Origin of the sequence: Aquibacillus koreensis, from assembly GCF_025154055.1 — a bacterium.
GTDB classification, from domain to species: domain Bacteria; phylum Bacillota; class Bacilli; order Bacillales; family Amphibacillaceae; genus Aquibacillus_C; species Aquibacillus_C koreensis.
Genome location: NZ_JAOALK010000058.1, coordinates 54,440 through 78,921, shown reverse-complemented (window position 1 = coordinate 78,921; position 24,482 = coordinate 54,440). Strand labels below are relative to the sequence as shown.

The following is a 24,482-nucleotide window of genomic DNA, read 5'->3' as shown; positions in this document are numbered from 1 at the left end:
AAACTACTCTTAATACTTTCAATGAAGAAAGGGGAAAGCAGGATGGGAAAATACACAAATTCAGCAAAAGAATTGCTTGAATTAGTTGGTGGAAGTGAAAATATTTCGGTCGTTACGCATTGTGCAACAAGAATGCGTTTTGTATTAAACGATCCGAACAAGGCAGATGCGAAGAAAGCAGAAGAGATTGATATTGTAAAAGGTACTTTTACAAATGCTGGTCAATTTCAAGTAATCATTGGTAATGAGGTATCAACGTTTTATAACGAGTTTACAAAGATCGCGGGTGTAGGTGATACATCTAAAGATGAAGCAAAACAAGCTGCAAAACAAAACATGAATATTGTTCAACGCTTGATTTCTCATTTAGCTGATATTTTCACGCCGTTAATACCAGCGCTAGTTGTTGGTGGTTTAATCTTAGGTTTTAGAAATGTTATTGGTGAGATTGGAATGGCGGGTCCGGATAATGAGCAAACTCTTGTTGAAGTTTCTCAGTTTTGGGCAGGTGTACATGCATTTCTATGGCTAATTGGTGAAGCCATCTTCCACTTCCTACCGGTAGGTATAACGTGGGCAATTGCAAGAAAAATGGGCACAACCCAAATTCTTGGTATTGTATTAGGTATTACACTTGTTTCTCCGCAGTTATTGAATGCGTATGGAGTCGCAACGGCGGATGAAATACCAGTATGGGATTTTGGATTTGCAACAGTTGAAATGATAGGTTATCAAGCACAAGTGATTCCAGCAATCTTAGCAGGTTTTGTACTTTCTTACTTAGAAATTTGGTTACGTAAGGTTATTCCTAATGTAATTTCTATGATCTTCGTTCCGTTTTTTGCACTTATTCCGGCAGTACTAATCGCACACGTCGTGTTAGGACCAATTGGTTGGGTAATCGGTGATTGGATCTCAGAAGTAGTTTATACTAGCTTAACATCCACTTTTGGATGGTTATTTGCTGCTATCTTTGGTTTTGCTTATGCACCGCTCGTAATTACCGGACTACACCATATGACCAATGCTATAGATCTACAGTTGATGAGTGAGTTTGATGGAACGAACCTATGGCCGATGATCGCATTATCAAATATTGCACAAGGTTCAGCAGTTCTTGCTATGATTATGTTAAATAAGAAGGATGAAAAAGAAAAGCAAGTTTCCGTACCGGCATGGATTTCATGTTGGCTGGGTGTAACAGAACCAGCAATGTTTGGTATAAACTTGAAATATGTGTTTCCTTTCTTGGCGGCAATGATTGGTTCTGCTATTGCAGCGGTGATTTCCGTAGGTGGCGGTGTAATGGCTAATTCGATTGGTGTTGGTGGGGTACCAGGATTTCTATCCATCCAATTCCAAGATTGGATAATCTTCTTCATCGCCATGGCAGTAGCGATCGTTGTACCAATTTTATTAACGTTTGCTCTTGCTAAAACAAAAATGGGTGTAAATGCATATAAGCGTTTAGGGAAATAAATTAATTTAGATAGCAACCGGGAAATTACCGGTTGCTATTTTCACTATAAGATTAGGAAGGTGTATGTATGAGTCAACCATGGTGGAAAAAAGCAGTAGTATATCAAATCTATCCGAAGAGCTTTAATGATACGACTGGAAACGGTATTGGAGACATAGAGGGAATCATTGAAAAACTAGACTACCTAAAAGAGTTAGGTGTAGATGTGCTATGGTTAACACCAATATACGATTCTCCTCAACGAGATAACGGCTATGATATTAGTGATTATTTCAGTATTTATGAACAATACGGTACCATGGAAGATTTTGATCGTTTGTTGGATGAGGCACATAAGCGTGATTTAAAAATTATTATGGATATCGTTGTGAATCATACCTCAACAGAGCATGAATGGTTCCACAAATCGATGTCATCCAAAGATAATCCGTATCGAGATTTTTATATTTGGAAAGATGGGAAAGACGGAGATGTGCCAACCAATTGGAAATCGAAATTTGGTGGATCAGCTTGGGAATATGATGAAACAACTGGTCAATATTACTTACACTTATTCGATGTGACACAAGCCGATTTAAATTGGGAGAATGAAGCCGTAAGAGATGCTGTCTACCGCATGATGGAATATTGGCTCGATAAAGGTGTTGATGGATTCCGATTAGACGTTATTAACTTAATATCAAAAGATCAGAATTTCCCGGATGACGATGGTTCGGTACCACCAGGTGATGGACGTAAATTCTATACGGATGGACCTCGTGTACATGAGTTCTTTCGTGAGATGAATGAAGAAGTGTTTTCAAAATATGACATCATGACCGTTGGTGAAATGTCATCGACAACAATTGATCATTGTATCAAATATACAAACCCAGAACGAAAAGAACTGGATATGACTTTTAATTTCCATCATTTGAAGGTGGATTATCCTAATGGGGAGAAGTGGACAAAGGCTCCATTCGATTTACATGCATTGAAAAAGATACTTTCAACTTGGCAAGTCGAGATGCACAAAGGTGGAGGTTGGAATGCGCTATTTTGGTGTAACCATGACCAACCGAGAATTGTATCTCGATTTGGAGATGACGAAAACTTTCATAAAGAGTCGGCAAAAATGTTGGCAACTACGATTCATATGATGCAAGGAACGCCGTACATCTACCAAGGTGAAGAGTTTGGGATGACGAATCCTAAGTTTGAGGCTATTGATGATTACCGTGATGTGGAATCATTAAATATGTTCAAAATGAAAAAAGCTGAAGGGATGACAGAACAGGAGATTTTAGACATTTTAAAGCAAAAATCAAGAGATAATTCAAGGACTCCAGTTCAATGGGATGATTCAAAAAATGCAGGATTTACTTCTAGCACGCCATGGATTCCTGTCCCAGACAATTATAAAGACATTAACGCTAAAAAGGCGCTAGCCGATAAAGACTCTATATTTTACCATTATCAGAAGTTAAATCGCCTGAGAAAAGACTATGACATTATAACAACTGGAGACTTTGAGTTGATTTTAGAAGATCATGATGATATTTTTGCTTATATACGAAACGATGGAAATGAAAAATTATTGGTCTTAAATAATTTTTATGGAAAAGACACGACGTATCAGTTACCTAGTCACGTAAACAAGGAATCAGTAAAGGAAGTCCTTATATCAAATTATCCAGATGTTACAAAAGAACTAGGCGGAAAACTGCGTCCGTATGAGTCCATTGTTTACTATCTAAAAAAGTAAATTGGAGATACCGTCATGAATAATAAATATATTGTTATTTATAATGAGCTAGTAGAGCAAATTGAAAAGGGAGAAATGGAGTCGGGCTCCTATCTCCCTTCTGAACATGAGTTAAAGGATCGATATGATACTTCAAGGGAAACAATTCGTAAGTCTTTAAACCTATTATCTCAAAATGGGTATATCCAGAAGGTGCGGGGTAAAGGGTCGATAATTATTGAAAGAAGTAAATTGGATTTTCCGGTTTCTGGGCTAGTTAGCTTCAAAGAACTGGCAGATAAAATGGAGAAAAAACCAGAAACGATTGTAAATAAGTTGGAACTAATCCAACCCACAACCTATATACGGCAACAGTTGAATACGTCGAGTAAAGATAAAGTGTGGGAAGTGATTCGAACAAGGGTTATTGGAGGAAAGAAAGTCATCTTAGACAAGGACTATTTAAATAATAGTTTTGTACCAACGTTAACAGATGAAATATGCCAAGACTCGATTTATGCATATGTGGAGAATGAGTTGAATCTGATGATTAGTTTTGCAAAGAAAGAAATAACTGTAGATCAACCAACAGAAGAAGATCGCGAATTATTGGACCTTGAAGGGTTTAGTGCGATTGTGATCATAAAGAATTATGTATATCTAGATGATGCAAGCCTGTTTCAGTACACGGAATCTAGACATAGACCAGATAAGTTTCGATTTGTGGATTTTGCTCGTAGAAACCAATAAAGAGATAGATGGAGGAACACTTATCGTGTTTCTCTATTTTTTTGCGTTTTTTGAGGAAAGTGTTTGTATCTTTATCTTTATAAACTACGTAGTAATAATTTCAAGTCATAGAAATAGTGATGTGTTGCAACGCCGTTCCGGCAGAATACTTCGCTTTCCGCGGGCACGGCCTCAGCTAACTCAGTCACAAAGTGCGTTCCTGAGTGGATCTTCGGCTCGCGCTGTTCCCGCAGGAGTCTTCGTATTCTGTCTCCACTGTTTTGGCTTACTATTCACTGATTCTTTTAGATAATTTTGCTACTGTTTTAGCAGACATCTTAAAGGTTAAAAACATTGCGAGATTGAAATATGGTTTAATACGCTACTAGATAAATGCTTGTATCATAATTTTGAAGCAATTTCACTCGAGGAGCGGGTGGGAAAGTTACTTCGCATTTTGTATCAAATGCGAATCAAAAATCAGCCAATTTCACCTCAATAGCAATTTTGTATAACTTTTTAGGTCAAAAGTCTTTGCTTTTTAAACTATATGGTATATAATGTGTACAAAAGTTATACAATTACTATACAAAATAGGAGGAAATACATATGCATAATATTAAAGTGATCGATAAAACCAAGAATATTTTAGGAATTGAATGGAGTGGCAAAGTTTCGGTTGAAGATGTCGAACAAGCAAACCAAAAAATAGAAAACACACTTTCTGAATTAAGTTGGACTAGCTTCGATGTATTAGTCGATATGAGAGATATAACTGTATTAGTACCAGAAACACAACAAGAATTAGTGAAGCATCAGGCTTGGGCTATAGAAAAAGGAATGAATAGAGCAGCAGTGGTGGTAAGTAGTGCGATAGCGAAATTGCAGCTTAGGAGAACAGCGAAAGAGTCTAGTCATGATAATGAGCACCACTTCACTTCGACGGAAGAAGCTCTAGAATTTCTTACTAAGGCCGAACAACCAGTATCATAAGAAAAAAGCATTTCAAACCAAAAAGGTTTGAAATGCTTTTTTTAGTTCTTTAAACTTCTAATTGTATCATTATCGATGCTTCTGATATGAAGATCTCTTTGTGGAAATGGTATTTCTATATTGTGTTCATGTAAGGTGTTGTTAATCCGAAAATTAATATTACTTTTCGTTACGATTATCTCATTTGGATTAGAGATCCAAACAAACAGTTCGAAGTCTAAGGAAGAATCTCCAAAACCGACAAAGTTAACAAATGGCTCTGGATCTAATAACATCGACGGAGAAATTTCCGCCTCATCCTTTGCAACTTGGAGGAGTAAATCTCTTACTTTCTCTACATCTGAGCCATAAGCAACTCCGATTGGTATGGTAAGGCGCATCGTTGGATCGCTATAGGATCTGTTCACCACATGTTCTTCAAGAAAATAGGAGTTAGGTACAATAATATGCTCGTTATTAATGGATTTAATCACAGTGGCACGCATATTTATTTTTTCAACATCACCAATAATATCGTTAACGATAACGCGGTCTCCTACTTTAATTGGTCGCTCAAATAGGATAATAATCCCTGATATAAAGTTAGATGCTATATTTTGAAGGCCGAAACCTATTCCGACACCAACTACCCCCGCAAATACAGTTAACGCACTCAAGTCAATGCCAACTGTGGAAATACTAATAATAAAAGCGAGAACCATAATGCTATAATGAAACATGCGATTGAAGGTAAATTGTACGCCTCTATCAAGTTGGTATCTACCGTACACTCTCGGCAAAAGATACTTGGTAATCGTTTTGGAGGCTCGATTTGCAAAAGTGATAATAAGAATCGCAACAATGATTAAAAAAGGAGAAATTGTTACAGAGCCGATGGATGCGATCTCGCTTTTAATCCATTTAGAATTAAAGAAATAAAAGAGAATAAAAATTAGAATACCATATATAGTTACCCAGTTTAATAAGGAGATTAATGCTGTTTCACTTTCACTGATAATGGGGTTGTTATGTTTTTTCATGTTCTTTATGAGTAAACCAAGTAACCACCGGATCAGAAGGATGGAAAGCACAACAATAAAAAATATAGAAGCAGATTTTAGCCATTCATAATTATGGAAGTAATCTGCCAAAATCTCTATGATTTGATTCATTTCTTATAGCCTCACCTATCTATATGTATTTTGTGTTTCTTTATATATAAACGTTATCACCATACCTTGGTATATGCAAGTTAGGTCGGGAACATGATGAAAATAAGAAATGGATGATACTAGAATACTTGTATCATCCGTTCCATTAAAGTACGTACATATAAACACTAAGAAAGTGTGCTAGACTGCCAAGTAAGATAAAGATATGAAAAATCTCGTGAAATCCCAGGTGTTTAAATTCCAGGAATGAAGGTTTTACACCGTAAATGATTCCCCCGATGGTGTAAAGTATGCCACCTAAAATTAATAGAATGATGCCACCTTGTTCCATCGCATTGGATAGAGGTGCAAATGCGAAAACGATCATCCAGCCCATAGCAATATATAGCATTGTAGAAAGCCATCTTGGACTTTTAAACCAAATCATTTTAAAAGCAACACCGCTAATAGCGAAAGCGACGATAATCCCAAATAATGACCATCCAGTCACGCCGTTTAAAGTAATTAAACAAAAAGGTGTATAGGTCCCGGCGATTAGAACAAAAATCATCGAATGATCTAAACGTCTAAGCCATGCAATAACTTTGCTTTTTGCTATAACCATATGGTAAGTGGCTGAAGCGGCATATAATAGTATCATACTAATACCGAATACAGTCACTGCAGCTATAACAAGCGGTGAAGCAGTTGTAATGGACGCCTTAATCACCATGGCAAGTAATGCGACGAAGGAAAGGATCGCACCGGCTAGGTGTGTTAATCCATTTATAGGTTCTCTTATATAAGTGTTCATTTAAAACCCTCCTATAACAACATGTAGTTTTAAATACTACATATTATAATACTACTGTTGTAAGGTGTGGTCAAGGCTTTAAATTCGGTGCTAATTGAGTTATACTGTACAAAAATGAAAGCTGTGGTTGATAAAATAGATTGCTAATAATTACTATTTATAAAGAAGAATGTGGGTGATTAGTACATGAAAGAAATAGATGCGTTAATAGAAGGCCTTGGATTAGAAAAGAGACTTACGTTAGAGGACATTCCTAACATTGATTTATACATGGATCAAGTAACCCAGTTATTTGAAAATATATATAGTGAGAGTAAACGAGATCCTGAAGATAAAATACTAACGAAAACGATGATCAATAACTATTCGAAGGCAAAGCTTTTATTTCCAATTAAAAATAAAAAATATTCAAAAGAACACTTGCTGATGATTAGTTTTATCTATCAACTTAAGGGTGGATTATCAATTAATGATATAAAAGCTGTGCTTGATAAAATGAATGCCAAGTTTGAACAAGATCAGGGCGGTTTAGCAGAAGTGTACAACGGCTATTTATCACTTCATGATAAGAACTCGGCAGGTTTTAAAGAAAATGTGAAAACGATCGATAATATGGTAAATCAAGAGTTAGATAACATAAATGATAACGATCAAGAATACTTTCGATCTCTCCTACTTATAACTACATTAGTAAATCAAAGTAATATGTATCGGAAATTAGCAGAAAAATTAGTGGATGAACTCAAAGAAGTGGACGAAGGGTGACTTAGAAATAAAATAATCTTCAATAAAAAAATAAAATACGCTATTGGCAACGCAATCAGTAGGATTCTTCTATCTACACGATTGCGTTATTTTTTCTTCATTCTTCTTTCTCCTACATTTTCCCCTGATTTTTTACAACAACAAACCGAAATATGTAAAATTCCATGAATTGATGAATGTTTTAATTAGTCTGAATATTCATTTACATAACACTTTTTGTTACGAAGTGTTACATTTTAAAATGGATAATTGCAAATGATATAATTGAATTTTATAAATTTTCAGATAATAAATGCATGGTGAATGCTTGCGAGGTGAATTCGATTGCTACAAAAGATGGTTGGAAAGGTTGTTTATTCATCCTTTGACGTTGTCCAAATCTTAAGCTTCAGCTTGTTATGAAGCTATTTCAGGGTACACCTTTATACATACGCGTTTGATAATTCATTAGTTAAAGTATCTAATTAGCGAAGTGTTATTCATTTATTTTGACCAATGACTAGATGCTTTATATAGTATAGGATGTAATTAACGTAATTAAACATTACATTATATGTGATGTGATTAATGTAATTTACTTGGAAGTTTGTAAGATAATCTTACAAACACATAGATGATTCATCAATTCTAATTCAATATAAATACTAAGAGTATTACTTAATAAAACTGACTATTCAAATAATAGTAAAGGAGAGATTATCTTGAATGATCTATATGACATTTTAGATACTATCTGCATTTCGGATGAAGATGGTTTTATGGCTAGAATTATTCGTGTAGAAGGCTCCGCATATAAGAAAGAGGGTGCAATGGCTTTTTTTCAAGATAACGGTTCTCAGGTTGGCTTAATAAGTGGGGGATGTCTGGAAGAAGATCTTGCTGTAAGAATACAAAATGGGATTCAAGAACAATCATGTACAATTTCCTATGATATGCGTGGTATAGACAGTCTTACGTGGGGAGAAGGTTCTGGATGTAATGGTGTAATTGACGTCTTAGTTGAAAGAATAGAGCAAGACCAGAAGCGTTACCTTCAAAGATTAAAGTCATACTTGGACAAAGGTAAATCTGTGACTTACCTGAAAAAGTTAAGGGAAGGTGATGTGTCCAACGACTATCTTTATGTAGCAGAAGATCATGATCATTTCGGAGAATGGATAGGTGAAATTCCAAAAAACATACAACATTTGGGGGATGGGATTCATGCTTGTAAGGATCTTGGATATGACGTGTATGTGCAACATATGCATCCGAAGCAAAGGCTAATTATATTCGGGGCAGGTATTGATGCAAGACCTTTGGTTTCATTTGCTACTGCTACGGGATTTCATGTCACTGTTGCAGATTGGAGACCAGCCTTATGTACAAAAGAAAAATTTCCAAATGCGGCTGAGGTAGTTATTGGTTTTCCAGCGGAACTGCTTGCGCGCATCCAATTGACTGAAAATGATTTTGTAGTAATTCTTACGCATAATTTTGAAAAGGATAAAGAGTTACTTGCGACGTTAATGCATAAGAAAGTACGCTATTTAGGAGTTTTAGGTTCTAAGCAAAGAACACGCAGGTTATTAGGTGGTAAACCAATACCTGAAAATATTACGTCTCCAATCGGATTATCCATACAGGCAGAAGGTCCACAAGAGATTGCGATTAGTGTCGTAGCAGAACTGATTCAGATTTCCAAAAGAAGAGATATAAAGAAAGCTTGTATATCATGATGAAGCAGGCGGATTGTATCGGTATATATCTAGCTGCTGGAAAGAGTACAAGGATGGGAAAGGATAAGTTATCGTTACCATTCAAAAATGGTGTATTAGGGAATTCAGCCTTAGAGGTTGCAAAGAAATCCAAAATCGATCATATTGCAGCAATTACAAAAGAGAAGGAAAAACAGCATTGGCTTAAGGAACAACAGATAATAGATAGAAAGATTTCAATCTTGGCTTGTAAAGATGCTGATAAAGGGCAGGCAAACTCCATTAAATGTGGGGTGAAGTTCGCGAAGGCTTTAAAAGCAAAAGCGGTAGTCATCCTACTAGCGGACCAACCTCTTATAAACGAGAATCTAGTTAACCAATTGATTGATACGTATCACGACTTAATGAATACAGGGAAAGAAGTACATTATGTAGCTTCTAGTTTCAAAGGGGTAGTTCAACCACCTATTTTATTTAAGGATACATGCTTTCCTGAATTGTTACAGCTTGAAGGAGATAAAGGTGCAAGATCGTTAATTAGAATGAAAGATGATGATCGTGGTGTGATTATCGAGTGCGATGATTGGAGATGTTTTTATGACGTTGATACAGAGGAAGATTACCGATGGATAATGGGAATCTAGTAACAGAAAATGCTACCCAAACGCTTGCAACAAAAGTATGGATGCCTAAATCAATAAAAGAAGCGTATGAACTTAAAGTGAAATATGATTCCAATGCTATATTGATCGCTGGTGGTACGTTAATCCAATTGCAACGAGAACAAGGTAATCAATTACCAGCCCATCTGATAAGTTTAGAAAAAATAGACGAATTAAAAGAAATTCATTATTTTCGGACCGGATCTGAAAATAAAGTAAGTATTGGGGCATTATCGAGTCTGGCTATGTGTATGAACCATCCTATTATTGCTAAAGAATACCCCATCATGGTTGAAGCGATAAAAGGGATTGCTTCTCCGTCAATTCGTAACAGAGCTACTATTGGTGGAAACGTACGATACGGAATTGGTGATATTATTCCAGCTCTCCTCTCGTTAGACGCAAAGGTAACCTGGTTTGATGGTAGGAAGTACAACACGAATGAACTTTCTACTTTTCTAGAGGTCATGAAAAAAGATAAAAATATAATTCTCACTCAAATAGATATACCAACAAAATGGAATGGCTTAGAACCAATTACTTTTTATAAAAAAGTAGGCAGAAGGCAAGCTTTTATTCCATCAATTGTGACAGTCTCACTTATTTGTTCCATCGACTTGCGTAAAAAAATTACGGCTGTACGTATAGCAGCTGGAGGTGGAGGAACTACGCCAAAACGCTTAGTGGCATGTGAAAATAAGCTACAAGACTTAGTGATAACGGAAGCGTTATTAGAAGATGTATATGATCTAATTTTAGAGGAGTACAAACCAACGGGAGATCCGTTTGCTACGGAAAGTTATCGGAAATCCGTGTTAGCCAACCTGATTGTTGCTGAGTTAGAACAGCTCATATCCTAAAGCAAAGGAGTGGTCCAAAAATGCATCACCCTCAGCAAAGTAATGCTAAGCAGAAAAAAATTCGGCCGGACGGGAGATCTAAAGTTACTGGTAGCCTAAAATACTTAAGCGATCTTTCTTTTCCGGATATGCTATATGGCAAAATAGTAAGAAGTTCCTATCCCCATGCTAGAATTCTATCCATTAATACCGAGAAAGCAGAAGCCTTGGCGGGTGTTTATGGTGTTATTACACATGAAGATGTACCTGGGCTAAATGGCTTTGGTATTATCACGCCTGATCAACCTGTTTTATGTAAAGATAAAGTTTTATATGTGGGTGACGCAATCGCAGCTGTAGCAGCAACCTCCATAGAAATTGCGGAACAAGCAATCCAACTTATTGAAGTGGACTATGAAACCTTACCTGTTATTGATGACCCGGAAAAAGCATTAAAGGAGGATGCACCTCTACTAGGTAAGGATGGAAATGTATTGCATCGTGCGGGTCATAAAAAAGGGGATGTAAATAAAGCGCTAGATGAAAGTTATGTCATTTTGGAAGAGACCTATCAAGTACCAAGACAAATGCATGCCTATATGGAAACGGAAGGCGGTGTCGTTGTACCGGAAGAAGATGGTGGGATTTCAGTATATATAGGTACACAACATGGATTTAAAGATAGATTTCAATTATCCAGAATTCTAGGAATTGAAGAGGAGAAAATCCGGATTATTTCAAGTCCAATGGGCGGTTCTTTTGGTGGTAAGGATGAACTAAACATCCAACCATATGGTGCTTTACTTGCATTAAAAACGGGAAGGCCAGTGAAAATCCATCAAACAAGGAAAGAATCCATGATTTCTGGTTTGAAACGGCATCCAATGAAAATTAGTGTAAAAACGGGTGTTGACCAAAAAGGTAATATACTTGCCTATCAAGCTAAGATCGTCGCGGATACAGGAGCATATGCCACCCTAGGTCCAGCTATTTTGGATTTTGCTGTAGAGCATGCAACTGGACCATATATTATACCAAATGTGGAAGTGGAAGGTGTATCCGTCTATACGAATAATGGTGTATCTGGTGAGTTTAGAGGTTTTGGTGGTAACCAGGTAACGTTTGCACTCGAAGGCCAAATGGACAGAATTGCGGAGAAGCTAAACTTAGATCCCGTTGAGCTTAGGAGAAGAAATATAAGAAAAGCAACGGATCTTGGTCCACTTGGACAACGGATTGCTGAAACAGACGGAGCTTCTAACGTATTAGAATCTATTTCTAAATCATTACAAATTAAACAACAAAAATCAAAACGAAGTGAAACTCGTTATACAGTGAGAGGTACTGGAATTGCTCTTACGATGCATGGTGGTGGATTGGGGTACGGAAGATTAGATCCTGCAGGAGGCAGATTATCGTTAACAGAAAAGGGAAAGATCGAAATAGCTTTTGGGTTTGAAGAAGTAGGGCAAGGCATCATTGCAGTTATTGAAACAATTGTAACGGAAGAACTGGGGTGTTCACCGGACGATCTATCGATTCTGATCGGTGATACGAAGTATGTGCCATCTTCAGGCTCAACGACGGCTTCTCGTGGTACGAGTATGGTATGGCATGCGATGCAACGTATGAAAGAACCATTTAAACGATTGATCCTAGAAAAGGCGGCAGCAATACTAGATATTCCAGTTATGCAATTGCAATTAAGTAATGGTGGTGTGATAGCGAGTGAAGGTGGCGGTACTTTTATCTCCTATGAAGTAATCGCTAAATCAATCGGTGATAAAGAGAAGATCGTGGTTTCTACCAATTTCGACTTTCCAACAACACCCGACGAAATTGATTCGGGGCATTTTTTATACGCATTTTCAGGTGTACTAGCGGAAGTAGAAATTAATGTGCTTACCGGAAATGTGAGGGTTGTTGCACTGGATCAAGCTGTTGCAGCCGGGCCGGTTGTTAATGAAATGGGGTACGTAGGTCAGATTGAAGGTGGGGGTGTGATGGCATTAGGTTATACATTAATGGAAGAAGCCAAGATGGTGGATTCCAAGTATGTGACGGAAAATTTTGATTCCTACTTAATTCCAGGGATCTATGATGTTCCGTATAAAATGAACACAGAAAAAATTGAAAAGCTAGCTAAGGGGGACCCTTATGGACCTCGGGGAGTTGGTGAAATCGGTAACGTAGCAGTTGCGCCAGCAATTGTAAAGGCAATCCATGATGCAACTGGGCATTGGGTGTCTAAACTTCCTGTCTCATCGGAAGAGATTGTTACAGCGGTTAGTCAAAGGGGGAAGAAAAGATGGAAGAAAGTAATACACTGAGTAAAACCGAAACAGAACCTGTGAATGAGCAAACTTCTATATCGTTTAGCCTAAACGGGGAGCACATGATGTTGGAAGTTGACCCTACAAGGAGGCTTATTGATATACTTCGAGACGATTTAGCGTTAACAGGCACAAAAATCTCTTGCGGTATTGGTAGGTGTGGAGCTTGTTCTGTGTTGATTAATAATCAACTTGTAAATGCGTGTCTAGTAATGGCTTATCAAGTGGATGAATCAAACATAACGACCATAGAAACGATCGATAAGGAAAAAGGGACGCTGCCGATCATACAACGTGCTTTTTTAGAAGAAGGTGGTTTTCAATGTGGTTATTGTACCCCTGGCATGATTATGGCTGTAAAATCGTTAATCGATGAAAACCCTAATCCTACAGAAGACGAGATCAGGCAGGCGCTATCTGGTAATTTATGTAGATGCACAGGTTACGGAGGAATTATTAGATCAGTAGAGAGGGTTATAAGAGACCTACAGGTTGAAGTATAACCTTTAATTTTTTACAAAATATAGTCTGAATTTTCTGAAAAACAAAAAGTGAGGGGGAGACTAGCTTATGCAAAGTGATAGATTTAAAGGCACAGCTTTTCATGACCGGTTCTTTGCGCGTCTTAGTACGGAAGAAGTTAAAGCATTACCAAAAGAGGATGCATTAATTGTTCTTCCCATCGGTGCAGTGGAGCAACATGGTCCGCATATGCCAATTTATACAGATACATTAATTGCAGAAGGTGTGCTGACAGAAGCATTTGAACATTTTACAGATGACCATAACATCTGGATGCTTCCTCCGTTACCATACGGAAAAAGTACGGAGCATCTAGGGATGGCTGGTACATTAACATTATCTGCTGAGACACTACAGGCTGTCGTAATGGATATAGCTAAAAGTGTCAGGGACAGTGGATTTAAACGACTGGTGTTGTTTAACTCACATGGAGGCAATCATGATCTATTAAACATGATCTCTCGGGAAGTTCGAATTGAAACGGGAATGATGATTTTTCGGTTAAATGCTTCTGATGGAAACGTTTTGGGTGATTTGATACCTGAACGTGAAAGGCAATTCGGGATTCACGGGGGCGATGTAGAAACATCCATGGTATTAGATATGAAACAGGATTGGGTTCACGCGCACTTAAGTCCAACAGAATTTGTGCAGTTGCCAGTTGAAAATAAACATCTTTATTTAAAGGGTAGTTGCTACTTTGCTTGGGTGATTGAGGATATATCAACGACCGGAATGGCAGGAGATGCGACGAAAGCAACAGTGGAAAAAGGGCAAGAAATAAACCGTAGGGCTGGTGCTTTTGTTGCCGAAGCATTGATTGAAATGAGCATGTTTAATATTGATGAACTAAAACGAGCATTTGTAAAAGGATAGGAGGAGATAGGCGTGGTTACGGAATCGACAGTGGTAAATAAGGTATCAACACAAGTGGAATCAAGTCAATCAGTAGTTAGAATGACGGATGTTGGTAAAGTGTTTCCGAATGGCAATGTTGCAGTAAATAACATTAACATTGATATTTCAGCAGGAGAGTTTATCTCGTTTGTAGGTCCATCTGGATGTGGGAAATCAACTATATTTAAGATGATATCTGGACTTATTGATAATACAAAAGGAAACATTGAGATTCTAGGTTCAGACATGAATGATACGGGCCAGAAACGAACAGATGTAGGATTTGTATTCCAAGATGCCACCCTATTACCATGGCGGTCTGTTCTAGATAATGTCATGTTACCGCTCGAATTTCAGAAAATGTCTAAACAGGAAAAGAAACAAGAAGCCTTACGTGCATTAGAACTTGTAGGGTTAGAAGATTATACGAAATCACTGCCAAGACAATTATCAGGCGGAATGCGGATGCGTGTCTCGATTGCTAGAGCGTTAGTGGCAAAACCGAAACTACTGTTAATGGATGAACCGTTTGGTGCGCTGGATGAAATTACACGTCAAAGTCTGCAAACAGAACTTTTACGTATTTGGGAAAAACAAAAGATGACGGTGTTATTTATCACACATAACGTATTTGAAGCAGTTTACTTATCTACCCGAATTGCCGTAATGACACCAAGTCCTGGGAAGATTGCTTCTACAGTAGATGTACCACTGGCATTTCCTCGTAATGATGAAATCAGAACAACACATCAATTTAGTGACATCGTTGCGCAAGTATCACACGATTTAAAATTTTAACTGGGAGTGATGAAGGTGTGGATCGATCAGCTGAAACAGGTAATTGGTGAGGAACAAATCATTGTGAAGGAAGCGGCGGTAGAGCGGTTATCGAAAGATTTCTATTGGTATTCACCAGTTTTATACGAGGAGTTAAAGGATAAAGTAGCAGATTGTGCGGTGCAGCCAACAACAGTGGATGCGTTAAAAGCGGTCGTAACATTTGCCGTCGAACATCGAATTCCACTAACACCAAGGGGAGCTGGAACAGGGAATTATGGGCAGGCGATTCCACTAGATGGCGGTATTGTACTTGATTTAACAAAGTTAGATCAAATTTTACAAATAAGAGATGGTGAAGTGCATGTGCAATCAGGACTTCGTCTAGGGATGTTAGAGAAAACGCTAAGAAAGGAAGGAAAAGAACTTCATATTTATCCAAGCACTTTTATGAAATCGACTGTTGGTGGTTTCTTATGTGGTGGTTCAGGAGGAATTGGTTCCATTCGATGGGGAAATTTATGGGATGGCAATGTACTAGAAGTAACAGTGATGACCGTTGAAAAACAACCACGAATCTTCACGTTAAAAGGGGATGCGGTTAGAGATTATATCCATAATTATGGAACTACCGGAATTGTGATCGAAGCTGTATTGCCAATTGAACCAAAGACCGAATGGTCCCAACATATTGTCTCATTTGATACGTTTGAACAGGCTGTCACTTTTAGTGATGAATTAGCCCATGAAGAAGCTGTATTAAAACGATTGGTTTCCGTCTGCGAATGGCCGATCCCATCACACTTTCAACAGTTAAAGAAGTTTCTTCCTGAAAATAAGTCGATTGTAATGTTGGAAACAAATGAACAAAACGGTGATGAATTGTCCCATTTCATACAAAAACATAAAGGAGAAGTTAGCTTTTCTATTCCGGCAAGTAAGTATCACAAGGGTCTGAAGGTATCAGATTTCACTTGGAATCATGCAACCTTATGGGCGCATAAACACGGAGAGAATATGACTTACTTACAAGCGAGATTTGATACGTCGAAGGTTTTTGATCAAATGAAGGCAATTCGTGATCGCTTTGGTTATGAAGTCCAATTTCATTTTGAATATATCAAAATAAATGGCAAAGTGACACCAGCCTCTTTACCTGTAATCATATATCAATCGAAGGAAAGGCTTTATGAAATCATTGCCTTTTTTGAAGCAAATGGTGTGATGATAAACAATCCACATACGTACTATCTTGGTTTTGGTGGATACAATTTACGAATGGAAGAAATAACGAAATTGAAGCAAGAAAATGATCCGTATGATCTGTTGAATAGAGGTAAAATTCCTAAGCCGGAGCATGAGGAATTAGTTAACTAAAAAGGAGGAGATAACGTGGAGAATATACAAACGGAAAAGCTGGAAGTTACGCAAAAACCATCTGCTAGGTCCACAAAAATAAATCTGAATATTCTGTCTGTCTGGGGACCTCCAATTATTGCGCTTGTTCTGTTTCTGCTTATTTGGCAATTTGGCACATTATTATTACAGATTCCTCCGTATATCATGCCGAAACCGACAGATGTTCTCGCAGCAACCATTGAGAATTGGAGTAGACTTGTGAATTCGGCAACAACGACGATACTAGAATCTGTCATCGGGTTTGTGTTTAGTGTATTGATTGGTGTATCGGCAGCCATTATTATGGCGAGCTCAAAGATCTTAGAAAGAAGTCTATACCCATATGCGATCTTACTTCAAACGATACCAATCGTGGCAATTGCTCCAATCATCGTCATCTGGTTTGGTTCAGGTATGAATGCCATTGTCATTATTGCATTTACAATTGGATTCTTCCCGATGTTGTCCAATACATTAATTGGACTTAATGCCACAGATCGCAGCATGATAGATTTACTCAGCTTATATAAAGCTTCCAAGTGGCAAATTATGTGGAAAATTCGTATTCCGGCGGCGCTTCCGTACATTGTTGCGGGTCTAAAAATATCTTGTACACTGGCGATCATTGGTGCCATTGTAGGTGAATATATCGCGGGGATTGGGGGAGGTGACGGTGGTCTAGGCTACGCGATTACAGTAGCATCAACGACGATGGAAATTCCATACTTATTTGCTTGTGGTATTGCAGCTTCTATTTTAGGGATTGTGTTCTTCTTACTAGTAAGTTTATTTTCGAAATTAGTATTAGGCTCTTGGCATGAATCGGAGATGAAAAAAGAAAGATAACAAAAATTTATAGGGGGTAATCAAATGAAATCAACTGCAGGGAAATTTATCGTAGCGATTGGAATGCTGTTGCTATTAATGGTAATAGCAGCATGTGGGGAAGATGCATCATCTGAAGCAGGAGCGGCAACGGATACGGACGTAGAGGAAACGGAGACAACTGAGACAGAAGGTGAAACAGAAGCGAGTGAAGAAGCAGTTGATTTAGGAGAAGCAAAGTTAGTAACGAACTGGTTTGCACAGCCGGAACATGGTGGTAACTATGCAGCGCTTAAGGAAGGGTATTATGCGGAAGAAGGTATAGATATGACGGTAGAGCCTGGTGGCCCGCAAATTTCAGCAACACAGTTGGTTTCGTCTGGAAAAGTAGAATTTGGCTATACTTCTGGAGAAGATATTCTGAATGCACGTGATAAAGGTATTCCACTCGTAGCAATCGGTGCTATTTTTCAAACAAGTCCCTATGTACTGATCTCACACGAAGAAGCTGGAATTGAAGATTTCTCTGATTTAAACGGAAAAACAGTGATTACTGCCCCTGGTGTTGGTTATTGGGAATATATTAAAGAAGCGTATGATCTAGATGATGTGAAAGAGCTTTCCTATACGGGTAATTTAGCAACCTTTATTGATAATCCTGATGCAGTAACACAAGGCTATGTGACTTCAGAGCCATTTGTACTAGATAAAGAAGGTGTAGCAAACAATCATCTATTAATCCATGATTCTGGTTTCCAACCATACTCGAATGTCATCTTTACAACGGAAAAAGTAATAGAAGAAAAGCCAGAGCTTGTGAAAGCATTTATGAAGGCTACAGTGAAAGGTTGGGAGACTTATCGAGAGGATCCAGCTGCATATCAATCTTTCCTACAAGAATATAATCCAGATTTAACAACCGAATTGATGGATTTTGGAGCAGAAACACAAGATGAATTCGTATTTGGTGGAGATGCTGCGGAACATGGTTTTGGTTATATGTCTGAAGAACGTTGGTCCGATTTACAACAAAAAATGATTGATTTAGGAATCATCTCATACGAAGAGGATGCAAGCAATTACTTCACGACGGAATTTTTACCAACGGAGGAATAAGTGATGCAGAGCTCGAATGAAATGATATTACACAATGTTCGGTTACCACTTATGGATGAAAATATGTTTTATAAGATTATTATTCAAGATGGTATGTATAAACGGATCGAACAACAACCGGGATATGCTACAGAAGTGAGAGCTTTGTCTATTATGGATGGTAAGCAAGTAGAAGTTTCTGAGATAGATGTAGAGGGAAGAATCATTCTTCCCTCTTTTGTTGACATTCACACACATATGGATAAAGCATTTTCCTTAAAAGATGTACCTAATGAATCTGGAACGTTGCAAGAAGCGATTTCCAACTATAGTCAAAAAGCACACTTATTTTCAAAAGAAGAGATTAAGAAGCGCGTCTATAGGTCTGCGCTTCAATCCCTTTCTTTTGGTACGACACATATACGCACCCATGTGAATTTCGAGTTAGATGTAAGTCAAACGCTAGCATTAGAGCATTTGCAAGCAGTACTAGAAGTCAAAAGTGAACTGAGCCCTTATGTATCCATGCAAGTAGTACCGATGTTTTCAAAAATGAGCGGAAGAACAAAACGAGAAATGGAAATTATAGAAGAAGCGATTCAACTAGGAGTAGACGGCATAGGTGGCGCCCCACACATTTTCCCTGATGCAGAGGCAAATATAGAAAAATTATTTCAACTAGCAATAAAGTATGATAAATTCATTGATTTGCATGTAGATGAAAATGATAATCCAGCGATCTGTACAATCGAACAACTTATTGAAAAAACGAAGCAATATGGTTTGCAGGGGAGGGTAACAGCTGGCCATCTTTGTTCTTTAGCTGCTATGGAGCAAAAGAAGGCTGATCAAATTATGAGCAGCATGGCGGAGCAACAAATAAATGCCATTACTCTGCCTGGAGCAAATATGTATTTACAGGGTAGAGCAGATCGGGGTGTAGTTCGAAGAGGGATCACTAGAGTAAAAGAGTTAGTTGAGTATAGTGTTCCTGTAGCCACTGCATCAGACAATATAAATGATCCATTCCATCCATTTGGTAGAGGTGACATGCTTCAAATTGGGTTATTAACTGCATACGCAGCACATATGGCGAGCAAAACTGAAATCTTACACGTGTTAAAAATGATCACAACGATCCCAGGTCGTATGTTCGGCATCGACAATCACCAGGTGGAACCAGGTGCATACGCAAACTTTGTTGTTTTTGATACCAATGATGTCTATGATATGTTTGGTTCGAGTTCTCCTTCAAGGTATATATTTACCAAGGGCAAATGGCTAACAAGTACAACAGAATCCCATTCTTTTGGAGATCGTAAGTTAGAAGATTTATGGAATGGAATCAAACAATCAGCAACAATTAAACTGTAAGTCGGGGTGGATTGATTGCATGTTCAATAGTGTTGTGAAGAATGTTCGACGATTAAATGAAGATAAAACAGTAAATATTGGCATTGCGAATGGTTGTTTTGCTGCCATAACGACAGCATCGATACAGGGAGAAAAAGAGTGGGATGCACATGGTCATATCGTGCTGCCACCATTCGTAGAAATGCATACACATTTAGACACGACTTTAACGATCGGAAATCAAGTAAATAACAAAACGGGCACATTGTTTGAGGCCATTTCGATCTGGCATGAAAGAAAGCAGTATTTATCCGAAGAAGACGTAATAAATCGAGCGACCAAGGCGTTACACATGTTAATGGAGCACGGTGTATTGTACGTACGAGCAGCAGTGGATATATCAGATCCGCATTTGACAGCATTAAAAGCTTTGTTAGAGGTAAGAAAAAGAATGGCAGAGGTATTAGAACTCCAAATCATTGCATTTCCACAAGACGGATTAATGTCATGTGAGGAAAATCAAGCGAGATTAATAGAAGCGGTTGAGATGGGTGCTGATGCAGTTAGTGCTGTACCTCATTTAGAGCGTACGAGAGAACAAGGGATAGCGTCACTAGAATACTGTTTTTCGATTGCGAAGCAGTATGATAAATTTGTTCATGTTTTTTGTGATGAGATCGATGATGACCAGTCCAGATTTCTGGAAGTTGTTGCGGATTTAACGATTAAAAATAATATGGAAGGGTCTGTGACAGCTAGTCATGCGATTGCTTTAGCCTATTACAATGAACCCTATGCGCAAAAGGTAATCCAATTAGTTAAACAAGCAGAGTTAACGATCGTCGCGTGTCCATTGATTAATAGTGTTGTACAAGGTAGGCTAGATCGGTTTCCTAAAGGAAGAGGGATTACGAGAATAAAAGACTTATATACAGCAGGAGTTAATGTATGTATCGCGCATGACGATATTCGCACACCCTTTTATCCTTTCGGTAGTGGAAACATCTTACAAGCTGCACATATGGGGTTACATTTAGCGCATATGACAGGGGCTGATGATTTACATGCTATTTTTCAAATGATTTCTCACCATGGTGCGCAAAGCTTTGGGCTTGAAGAAAACTATGGAATTGAAATTGGAAAGCCAGCTAATTTTATTACCATACCAGGAAAGGATATGAGTGATATAATTACGAATCAGCCCAAGTGTAGCTTCATCTTTAGAAATGGCAATCTAATTGCTTCAACCGAGCCTGAAAAGACACAGTGGCACACCGTGAGCACAAACAATAAAGTAAGTGGAGCGAGTACATGAGATCTCAAGAGCGGTAAAAAGCGTAAGAATCTAGGGTGTAGAAGATTCTTACGCTTTTTTTGTATATTTCAAGCAAGAGAGTGTGTGGCCGAACTATGGATAAGGAGTGATTATGTTAAGAACACCGTTATTCTGGTTTCATCCACTGTCCCTTTGTCATCTTATCTAGTATTTTTGATCTATCATCATAAACAATGGAACCTCTGTTATATGTTTTGGTAACTCGACATGGAAATGTATGATCCATGTATAAACTTTTTTTATGCTTAGCTAAAAATGATTCAGGGGTTACAGTAGTAGTCGCGTTTAAATCAACCAGCGTTATATCTGCATCTAACCCTTCTTTAATAGCCCCTTTGGAGGATAGCTGGAATCGTCTTGCAGGGTTTAATGCTGTCCATTTTGAGACAAGATGAAACGGAATATCATGCGTTACTGCTAATTCAATCATCGCTATTAAGCTAAACTGGCCTCCACTGATTCCGCCCCATGCGTGAAGAAGATGATGTTTTTCTGGGTCTTTTAATGCAAAAGGAGCTGGTGAATGGTCTGAAGCAATGATGTCAATCTTATCTTCTTTTAACAATTGAATTAATTTTTGTTTTTCTTCCATATCACGTAAAGGAGGGGCACATTTAGCAACCGATCCTTTTTCGACTAAGTCTTGGTGAGAGAATAGTAAGTAATGTGGACAGGTTTCAAGCGTAACTTGTACCCCCTTTTTCTTAGCATTTGTGATCTTTTCCACTGCTCGTGCACTACTGATATGGACGAAGTGAAGCGGACAAGCTGTTATTTCTGCATAAGCAAGCGCCCTTTCCACTGCCTCCACTTCAGCAACAATTGGTCTTGTCTCGGCATAATCATCAGCAGAATATTGTTTGTTATGTAGTTTTTGCTTCAATAAAATATCTGTTATTGTTCTACTTTCTGCATGGAGAGCAAGGACTTTATCGAGCTTAGCAATTTCTTGCATACCGTAAAATAGTGTCTCGTCATCTGATGCCTCAAATTCCTCGTTTCCAGAAGTGGAAATGAATGCTTTAAATCCAACGACACCACTTTGAGCAAGAGGAGCTAATTCTGCAATATTACCAGGAACAAGTCCGCCCCAAAGACCAAAATCAGTTGCCGACTTTTTGTGTGCGATTTGAGCCTTTTCGTGTAATGCTTTTACTGTAGTTGTAGAAGGTATCCCGTTTAATGGCATATCAAAAAATGTGGTGCAACCCCCAGCGGCCATCATGGCTGAGCCAGACTCAAAGCCTTCCCATTCTTCTCGACCGGGGTCATTAAAGTGAACGTGTACATCAATCATACCTGGAAAAACATAGAGCCCTTTAGCGTCCTCCATAGTAGCGTTTCCGGGGTCGATGTTTTCTTCGATGGAAACTATTTTTTCATTGTAAATCCCAATATCTTTTTTAGAAATTTTATCTGGAAGTACAACCATTCCATTTTTAATGACAAGATCATAATTCATTTCCATAGCAACGCCCCTTCGCTTTGATGGTAAATCTTTCTTAATAGCCACTAACTGAGTTTTCACCACTTAATCTCTGAATGCTAGAAGAATACTGAAATTGAACGGACATTTTTTCCGCTATTTTAGTAATTTCTTAGTAGTTTAGCATTTTGGCGGACATTTTTTCCGTTATTTAATAGAAATTGTAAGAAAGTTTGATCAAAATGAAGAAATAGCGGAAAAAATGTCCTCGAGAAGCAACAAAACGATCATGTTAGTGAAAATAACGGAATAAATGTCCGCTTAAAAAGGTCGTCATTGTAGCTAGTTCCTGATTGTTAAGTTACGACAGATTCTATACAAAATGTGTCATAAGCTACAGTCTTATTGAAAGTAAACTTAAGGTACGACCGTTTTGCTTTGCTTTTTTTGTGTGGCATATACATCTAAGGCTGCTTGTAATGCTTTACCAGTTTTAACCGCAACACCATGTCTGATTAACACGGCTTCTAAGGCTCCGAGCACAAATAAAATATTCTCTTTTCTACAACTATATCCCATTGTGCCGATTCGCCAAATTTTCCCTTCCAGAGGGCCAAAAGATTTTGCGATTTCAATTCCAAATTCATCTAATAACATTGCCCTTACGGATTCTGGGTCAACCCCATTTGGAATAGCGATACAGGTGACGGTTGCTAGTTTTACAGATCGATCTCCATACAACGTTAAGCCCATAGCTTCAATTCCGGCTATTAATGCTTCTTCATGCTCTTTATGGCGAATAAAGCGTTCTTCAAGTCCTTCTTCTAGGATAATTCTTAATCCTTCACGAAGTGCATACAGCATAGATGTCGCTTCTGTGTGATGGTTTAACCTTCTTGGTCCCCAGTAATCTTGCAGCATGCCTACGTCTAGATAATTACTTTTAACGATTGGATGTGTTCTCGATAACTCATTTTTTCGATCATCATCTGTAGAAATTCCGCGTTCCACCTTTTTCCGTGCTGCTATCACTTTTTCAATTCTATGATTATATGTGATTGGTGCCATGCCAGCAGGTACGGATAAGCACTTTTGTGTACCGCCAACGATTGCATCGATCATCCATTCGTCCACTCGTATATCCACTCCCCCAATCGATGCTACTGCATCTACGATCAGAAGGACATCTTCTTCTCTACAAGCTGGACCGATCTGGTCAATCGGTTGCATACAACCTGTTGATGTCTCGCCATGAACAAGTGCAGCTACTTTTGGTTTTATTTTTTTCATTTCATCGATAATTGTTTGTTGATTAAATACTTGCCCCCAGGGACATTCGATTGTATGGACTTCTGCACCGTATCGTTCACAAATTTCTGTTAGTAAATATCCAAACCTACCGAATATAGGGATAAATACTTTATCACCAGGCTCAATCACACTACATAATAAAGCTTCGATCCCTGAACGCGAAGTCCCATCAACAGGGAATGCCCATTGATTGCGCGTCTTGAATACTTTGCGAAGCATTTCCATTACTTCATTCATGATCGCAGTAAATGCAGGGTCAAATTGACCTAGAATAGGGGTGCTCATTGCGCGGAGCACCCGAGGATCCACTTCTACAGGACCCGGTGTCATGATCGTGCGTTGTGGTGTATTCAAATCTAAATATGTCATGGTTATTG

At 38.2% G+C, this 24,482-nt stretch carries 21 protein-coding genes; 17 read left to right on the top strand and 4 right to left on the bottom strand.

From position 1 onward, the window contains the following. Positions 1 to 42 precede the first annotated feature (42 nt). The 4 genes from treP to NYQ66_RS18835 all read left to right on the top strand — a co-directional run bounded on the left by treP (position 43) and on the right by NYQ66_RS18835 (position 4,925). Complete coding sequence (gene treP, locus NYQ66_RS18850; protein WP_259871739.1) at positions 43 to 1,479, top strand: PTS system trehalose-specific EIIBC component; 1,437 nt, start codon at positions 43 to 45, stop codon at positions 1,477 to 1,479. A gap of 68 nt (positions 1,480 to 1,547) precedes the next feature. After that, entirely contained in the window at positions 1,548 to 3,224 is a 1,677-nt protein-coding gene (gene treC, locus NYQ66_RS18845; protein ID WP_259871737.1) for an alpha,alpha-phosphotrehalase, read from the top strand. A gap of 15 nt (positions 3,225 to 3,239) precedes the next feature. After that, positions 3,240 to 3,953 carry a trehalose operon repressor gene (gene treR / locus NYQ66_RS18840; protein ID WP_259871736.1) on the top strand — a complete coding sequence of 238 codons (714 nt, stop codon included), beginning with the start codon at positions 3,240 to 3,242 and terminating at the stop codon, positions 3,951 to 3,953. A 588-nt stretch (positions 3,954 to 4,541) separates the two neighbouring features. Continuing rightward, the gene (locus tag NYQ66_RS18835) at positions 4,542 to 4,925 is read left to right on the top strand and encodes a SpoIIAA family protein (protein ID WP_259871734.1); all 384 of its coding nucleotides are present in this window, start codon (positions 4,542 to 4,544) and stop codon (positions 4,923 to 4,925) included. A 41-nt stretch (positions 4,926 to 4,966) separates the two neighbouring features. Here the strand turns inward: NYQ66_RS18835 and NYQ66_RS18830 are convergent, their stop codons facing one another. Together NYQ66_RS18830 and trhA are read right to left on the bottom strand one after the other, a co-directional pair. After that, the gene (locus NYQ66_RS18830) at positions 4,967 to 6,076 is read right to left on the bottom strand and encodes a mechanosensitive ion channel family protein (protein WP_259871732.1); all 1,110 of its coding nucleotides are present in this window, start codon (positions 6,074 to 6,076) and stop codon (positions 4,967 to 4,969) included. Between the two features lie 145 nt (positions 6,077 to 6,221). After that, positions 6,222 to 6,869 (bottom strand): PAQR family membrane homeostasis protein TrhA, encoded by a 648-nt coding sequence (gene trhA, locus NYQ66_RS18825; RefSeq protein WP_259871729.1) that lies wholly within the window; start codon positions 6,867 to 6,869, stop codon positions 6,222 to 6,224. Positions 6,870 to 7,055: 186 nt separating this feature from the next. Here trhA and NYQ66_RS18820 point away from each other — a divergent pair, with 186 nt between their 5' ends. From NYQ66_RS18820 to NYQ66_RS18760, 13 genes are all read left to right on the top strand, one after another. Further along, a complete protein-coding gene (locus NYQ66_RS18820; protein ID WP_259871726.1) occupies positions 7,056 to 7,634 on the top strand; it encodes a DUF1836 domain-containing protein in 579 nt (192 codons plus the stop codon). Between the two features lie 701 nt (positions 7,635 to 8,335). Next, positions 8,336 to 9,352: an XdhC family protein gene (locus tag NYQ66_RS18815; RefSeq protein WP_259871724.1), complete on the top strand. Its 1,017-nt coding sequence runs from the start codon at positions 8,336 to 8,338 to the stop codon at positions 9,350 to 9,352. Next, complete coding sequence (locus NYQ66_RS18810) at positions 9,349 to 9,975, top strand: NTP transferase domain-containing protein (protein ID WP_311202036.1); 627 nt, start codon at positions 9,349 to 9,351, stop codon at positions 9,973 to 9,975. Before NYQ66_RS18815 ends, NYQ66_RS18810 begins: the two co-directional genes overlap by 4 nt. After that, positions 9,957 to 10,853 carry an FAD binding domain-containing protein gene (locus NYQ66_RS18805; protein WP_259871722.1) on the top strand — a complete coding sequence of 299 codons (897 nt, stop codon included), beginning with the start codon at positions 9,957 to 9,959 and terminating at the stop codon, positions 10,851 to 10,853. Before NYQ66_RS18810 ends, NYQ66_RS18805 begins: the two co-directional genes overlap by 19 nt. A 20-nt stretch (positions 10,854 to 10,873) precedes the next feature. Further along, complete coding sequence (gene pucD / locus NYQ66_RS18800) at positions 10,874 to 13,162, top strand: xanthine dehydrogenase subunit D (RefSeq protein WP_259871719.1); 2,289 nt, start codon at positions 10,874 to 10,876, stop codon at positions 13,160 to 13,162. Continuing rightward, positions 13,141 to 13,668 (top strand): (2Fe-2S)-binding protein, encoded by a 528-nt coding sequence (locus tag NYQ66_RS18795; RefSeq protein WP_259871718.1) that lies wholly within the window; start codon positions 13,141 to 13,143, stop codon positions 13,666 to 13,668. The genes pucD and NYQ66_RS18795 overlap by 22 nt, the downstream gene beginning before the upstream one ends. A gap of 67 nt (positions 13,669 to 13,735) precedes the next feature. After that, positions 13,736 to 14,563, top strand: coding sequence for a creatininase family protein (locus tag NYQ66_RS18790; RefSeq protein WP_259871715.1), 828 nt, complete (start codon positions 13,736 to 13,738; stop codon positions 14,561 to 14,563). Between the two features lie 81 nt (positions 14,564 to 14,644). Beyond that, a complete protein-coding gene (locus NYQ66_RS18785; RefSeq protein WP_259871765.1) occupies positions 14,645 to 15,382 on the top strand; it encodes an ABC transporter ATP-binding protein in 738 nt (245 codons plus the stop codon). A 9-nt stretch (positions 15,383 to 15,391) separates the two neighbouring features. Next, positions 15,392 to 16,738: an FAD-binding oxidoreductase gene (locus tag NYQ66_RS18780; RefSeq protein ID WP_259871713.1), complete on the top strand. Its 1,347-nt coding sequence runs from the start codon at positions 15,392 to 15,394 to the stop codon at positions 16,736 to 16,738. A 15-nt stretch (positions 16,739 to 16,753) separates the two neighbouring features. Beyond that, positions 16,754 to 17,605: an ABC transporter permease gene (locus NYQ66_RS18775; RefSeq protein ID WP_259871711.1), complete on the top strand. Its 852-nt coding sequence runs from the start codon at positions 16,754 to 16,756 to the stop codon at positions 17,603 to 17,605. Between the two features lie 24 nt (positions 17,606 to 17,629). Beyond that, a complete protein-coding gene (locus NYQ66_RS18770) occupies positions 17,630 to 18,700 on the top strand; it encodes an ABC transporter substrate-binding protein (RefSeq protein WP_259871709.1) in 1,071 nt (356 codons plus the stop codon). 3 nt (positions 18,701 to 18,703) lie between these two features. Next, positions 18,704 to 20,053, top strand: coding sequence for an amidohydrolase family protein (locus NYQ66_RS18765; protein ID WP_259871707.1), 1,350 nt, complete (start codon positions 18,704 to 18,706; stop codon positions 20,051 to 20,053). 19 nt (positions 20,054 to 20,072) lie between these two features. Then, positions 20,073 to 21,347: an amidohydrolase family protein gene (locus tag NYQ66_RS18760; RefSeq protein ID WP_259871705.1), complete on the top strand. Its 1,275-nt coding sequence runs from the start codon at positions 20,073 to 20,075 to the stop codon at positions 21,345 to 21,347. A 127-nt stretch (positions 21,348 to 21,474) separates the two neighbouring features. Here NYQ66_RS18760 and NYQ66_RS18755 read toward each other — a convergent pair whose 3' ends face one another. Then, positions 21,475 to 22,836 (bottom strand): allantoinase, encoded by a 1,362-nt coding sequence (locus tag NYQ66_RS18755; RefSeq protein ID WP_259871704.1) that lies wholly within the window; start codon positions 22,834 to 22,836, stop codon positions 21,475 to 21,477. Between the two features lie 375 nt (positions 22,837 to 23,211). Beyond that, a complete protein-coding gene (locus NYQ66_RS18750; RefSeq protein WP_259871702.1) occupies positions 23,212 to 24,474 on the bottom strand; it encodes a pyridoxal-phosphate-dependent aminotransferase family protein in 1,263 nt (420 codons plus the stop codon). Positions 24,475 to 24,482: the final 8 nt, after the last annotated feature.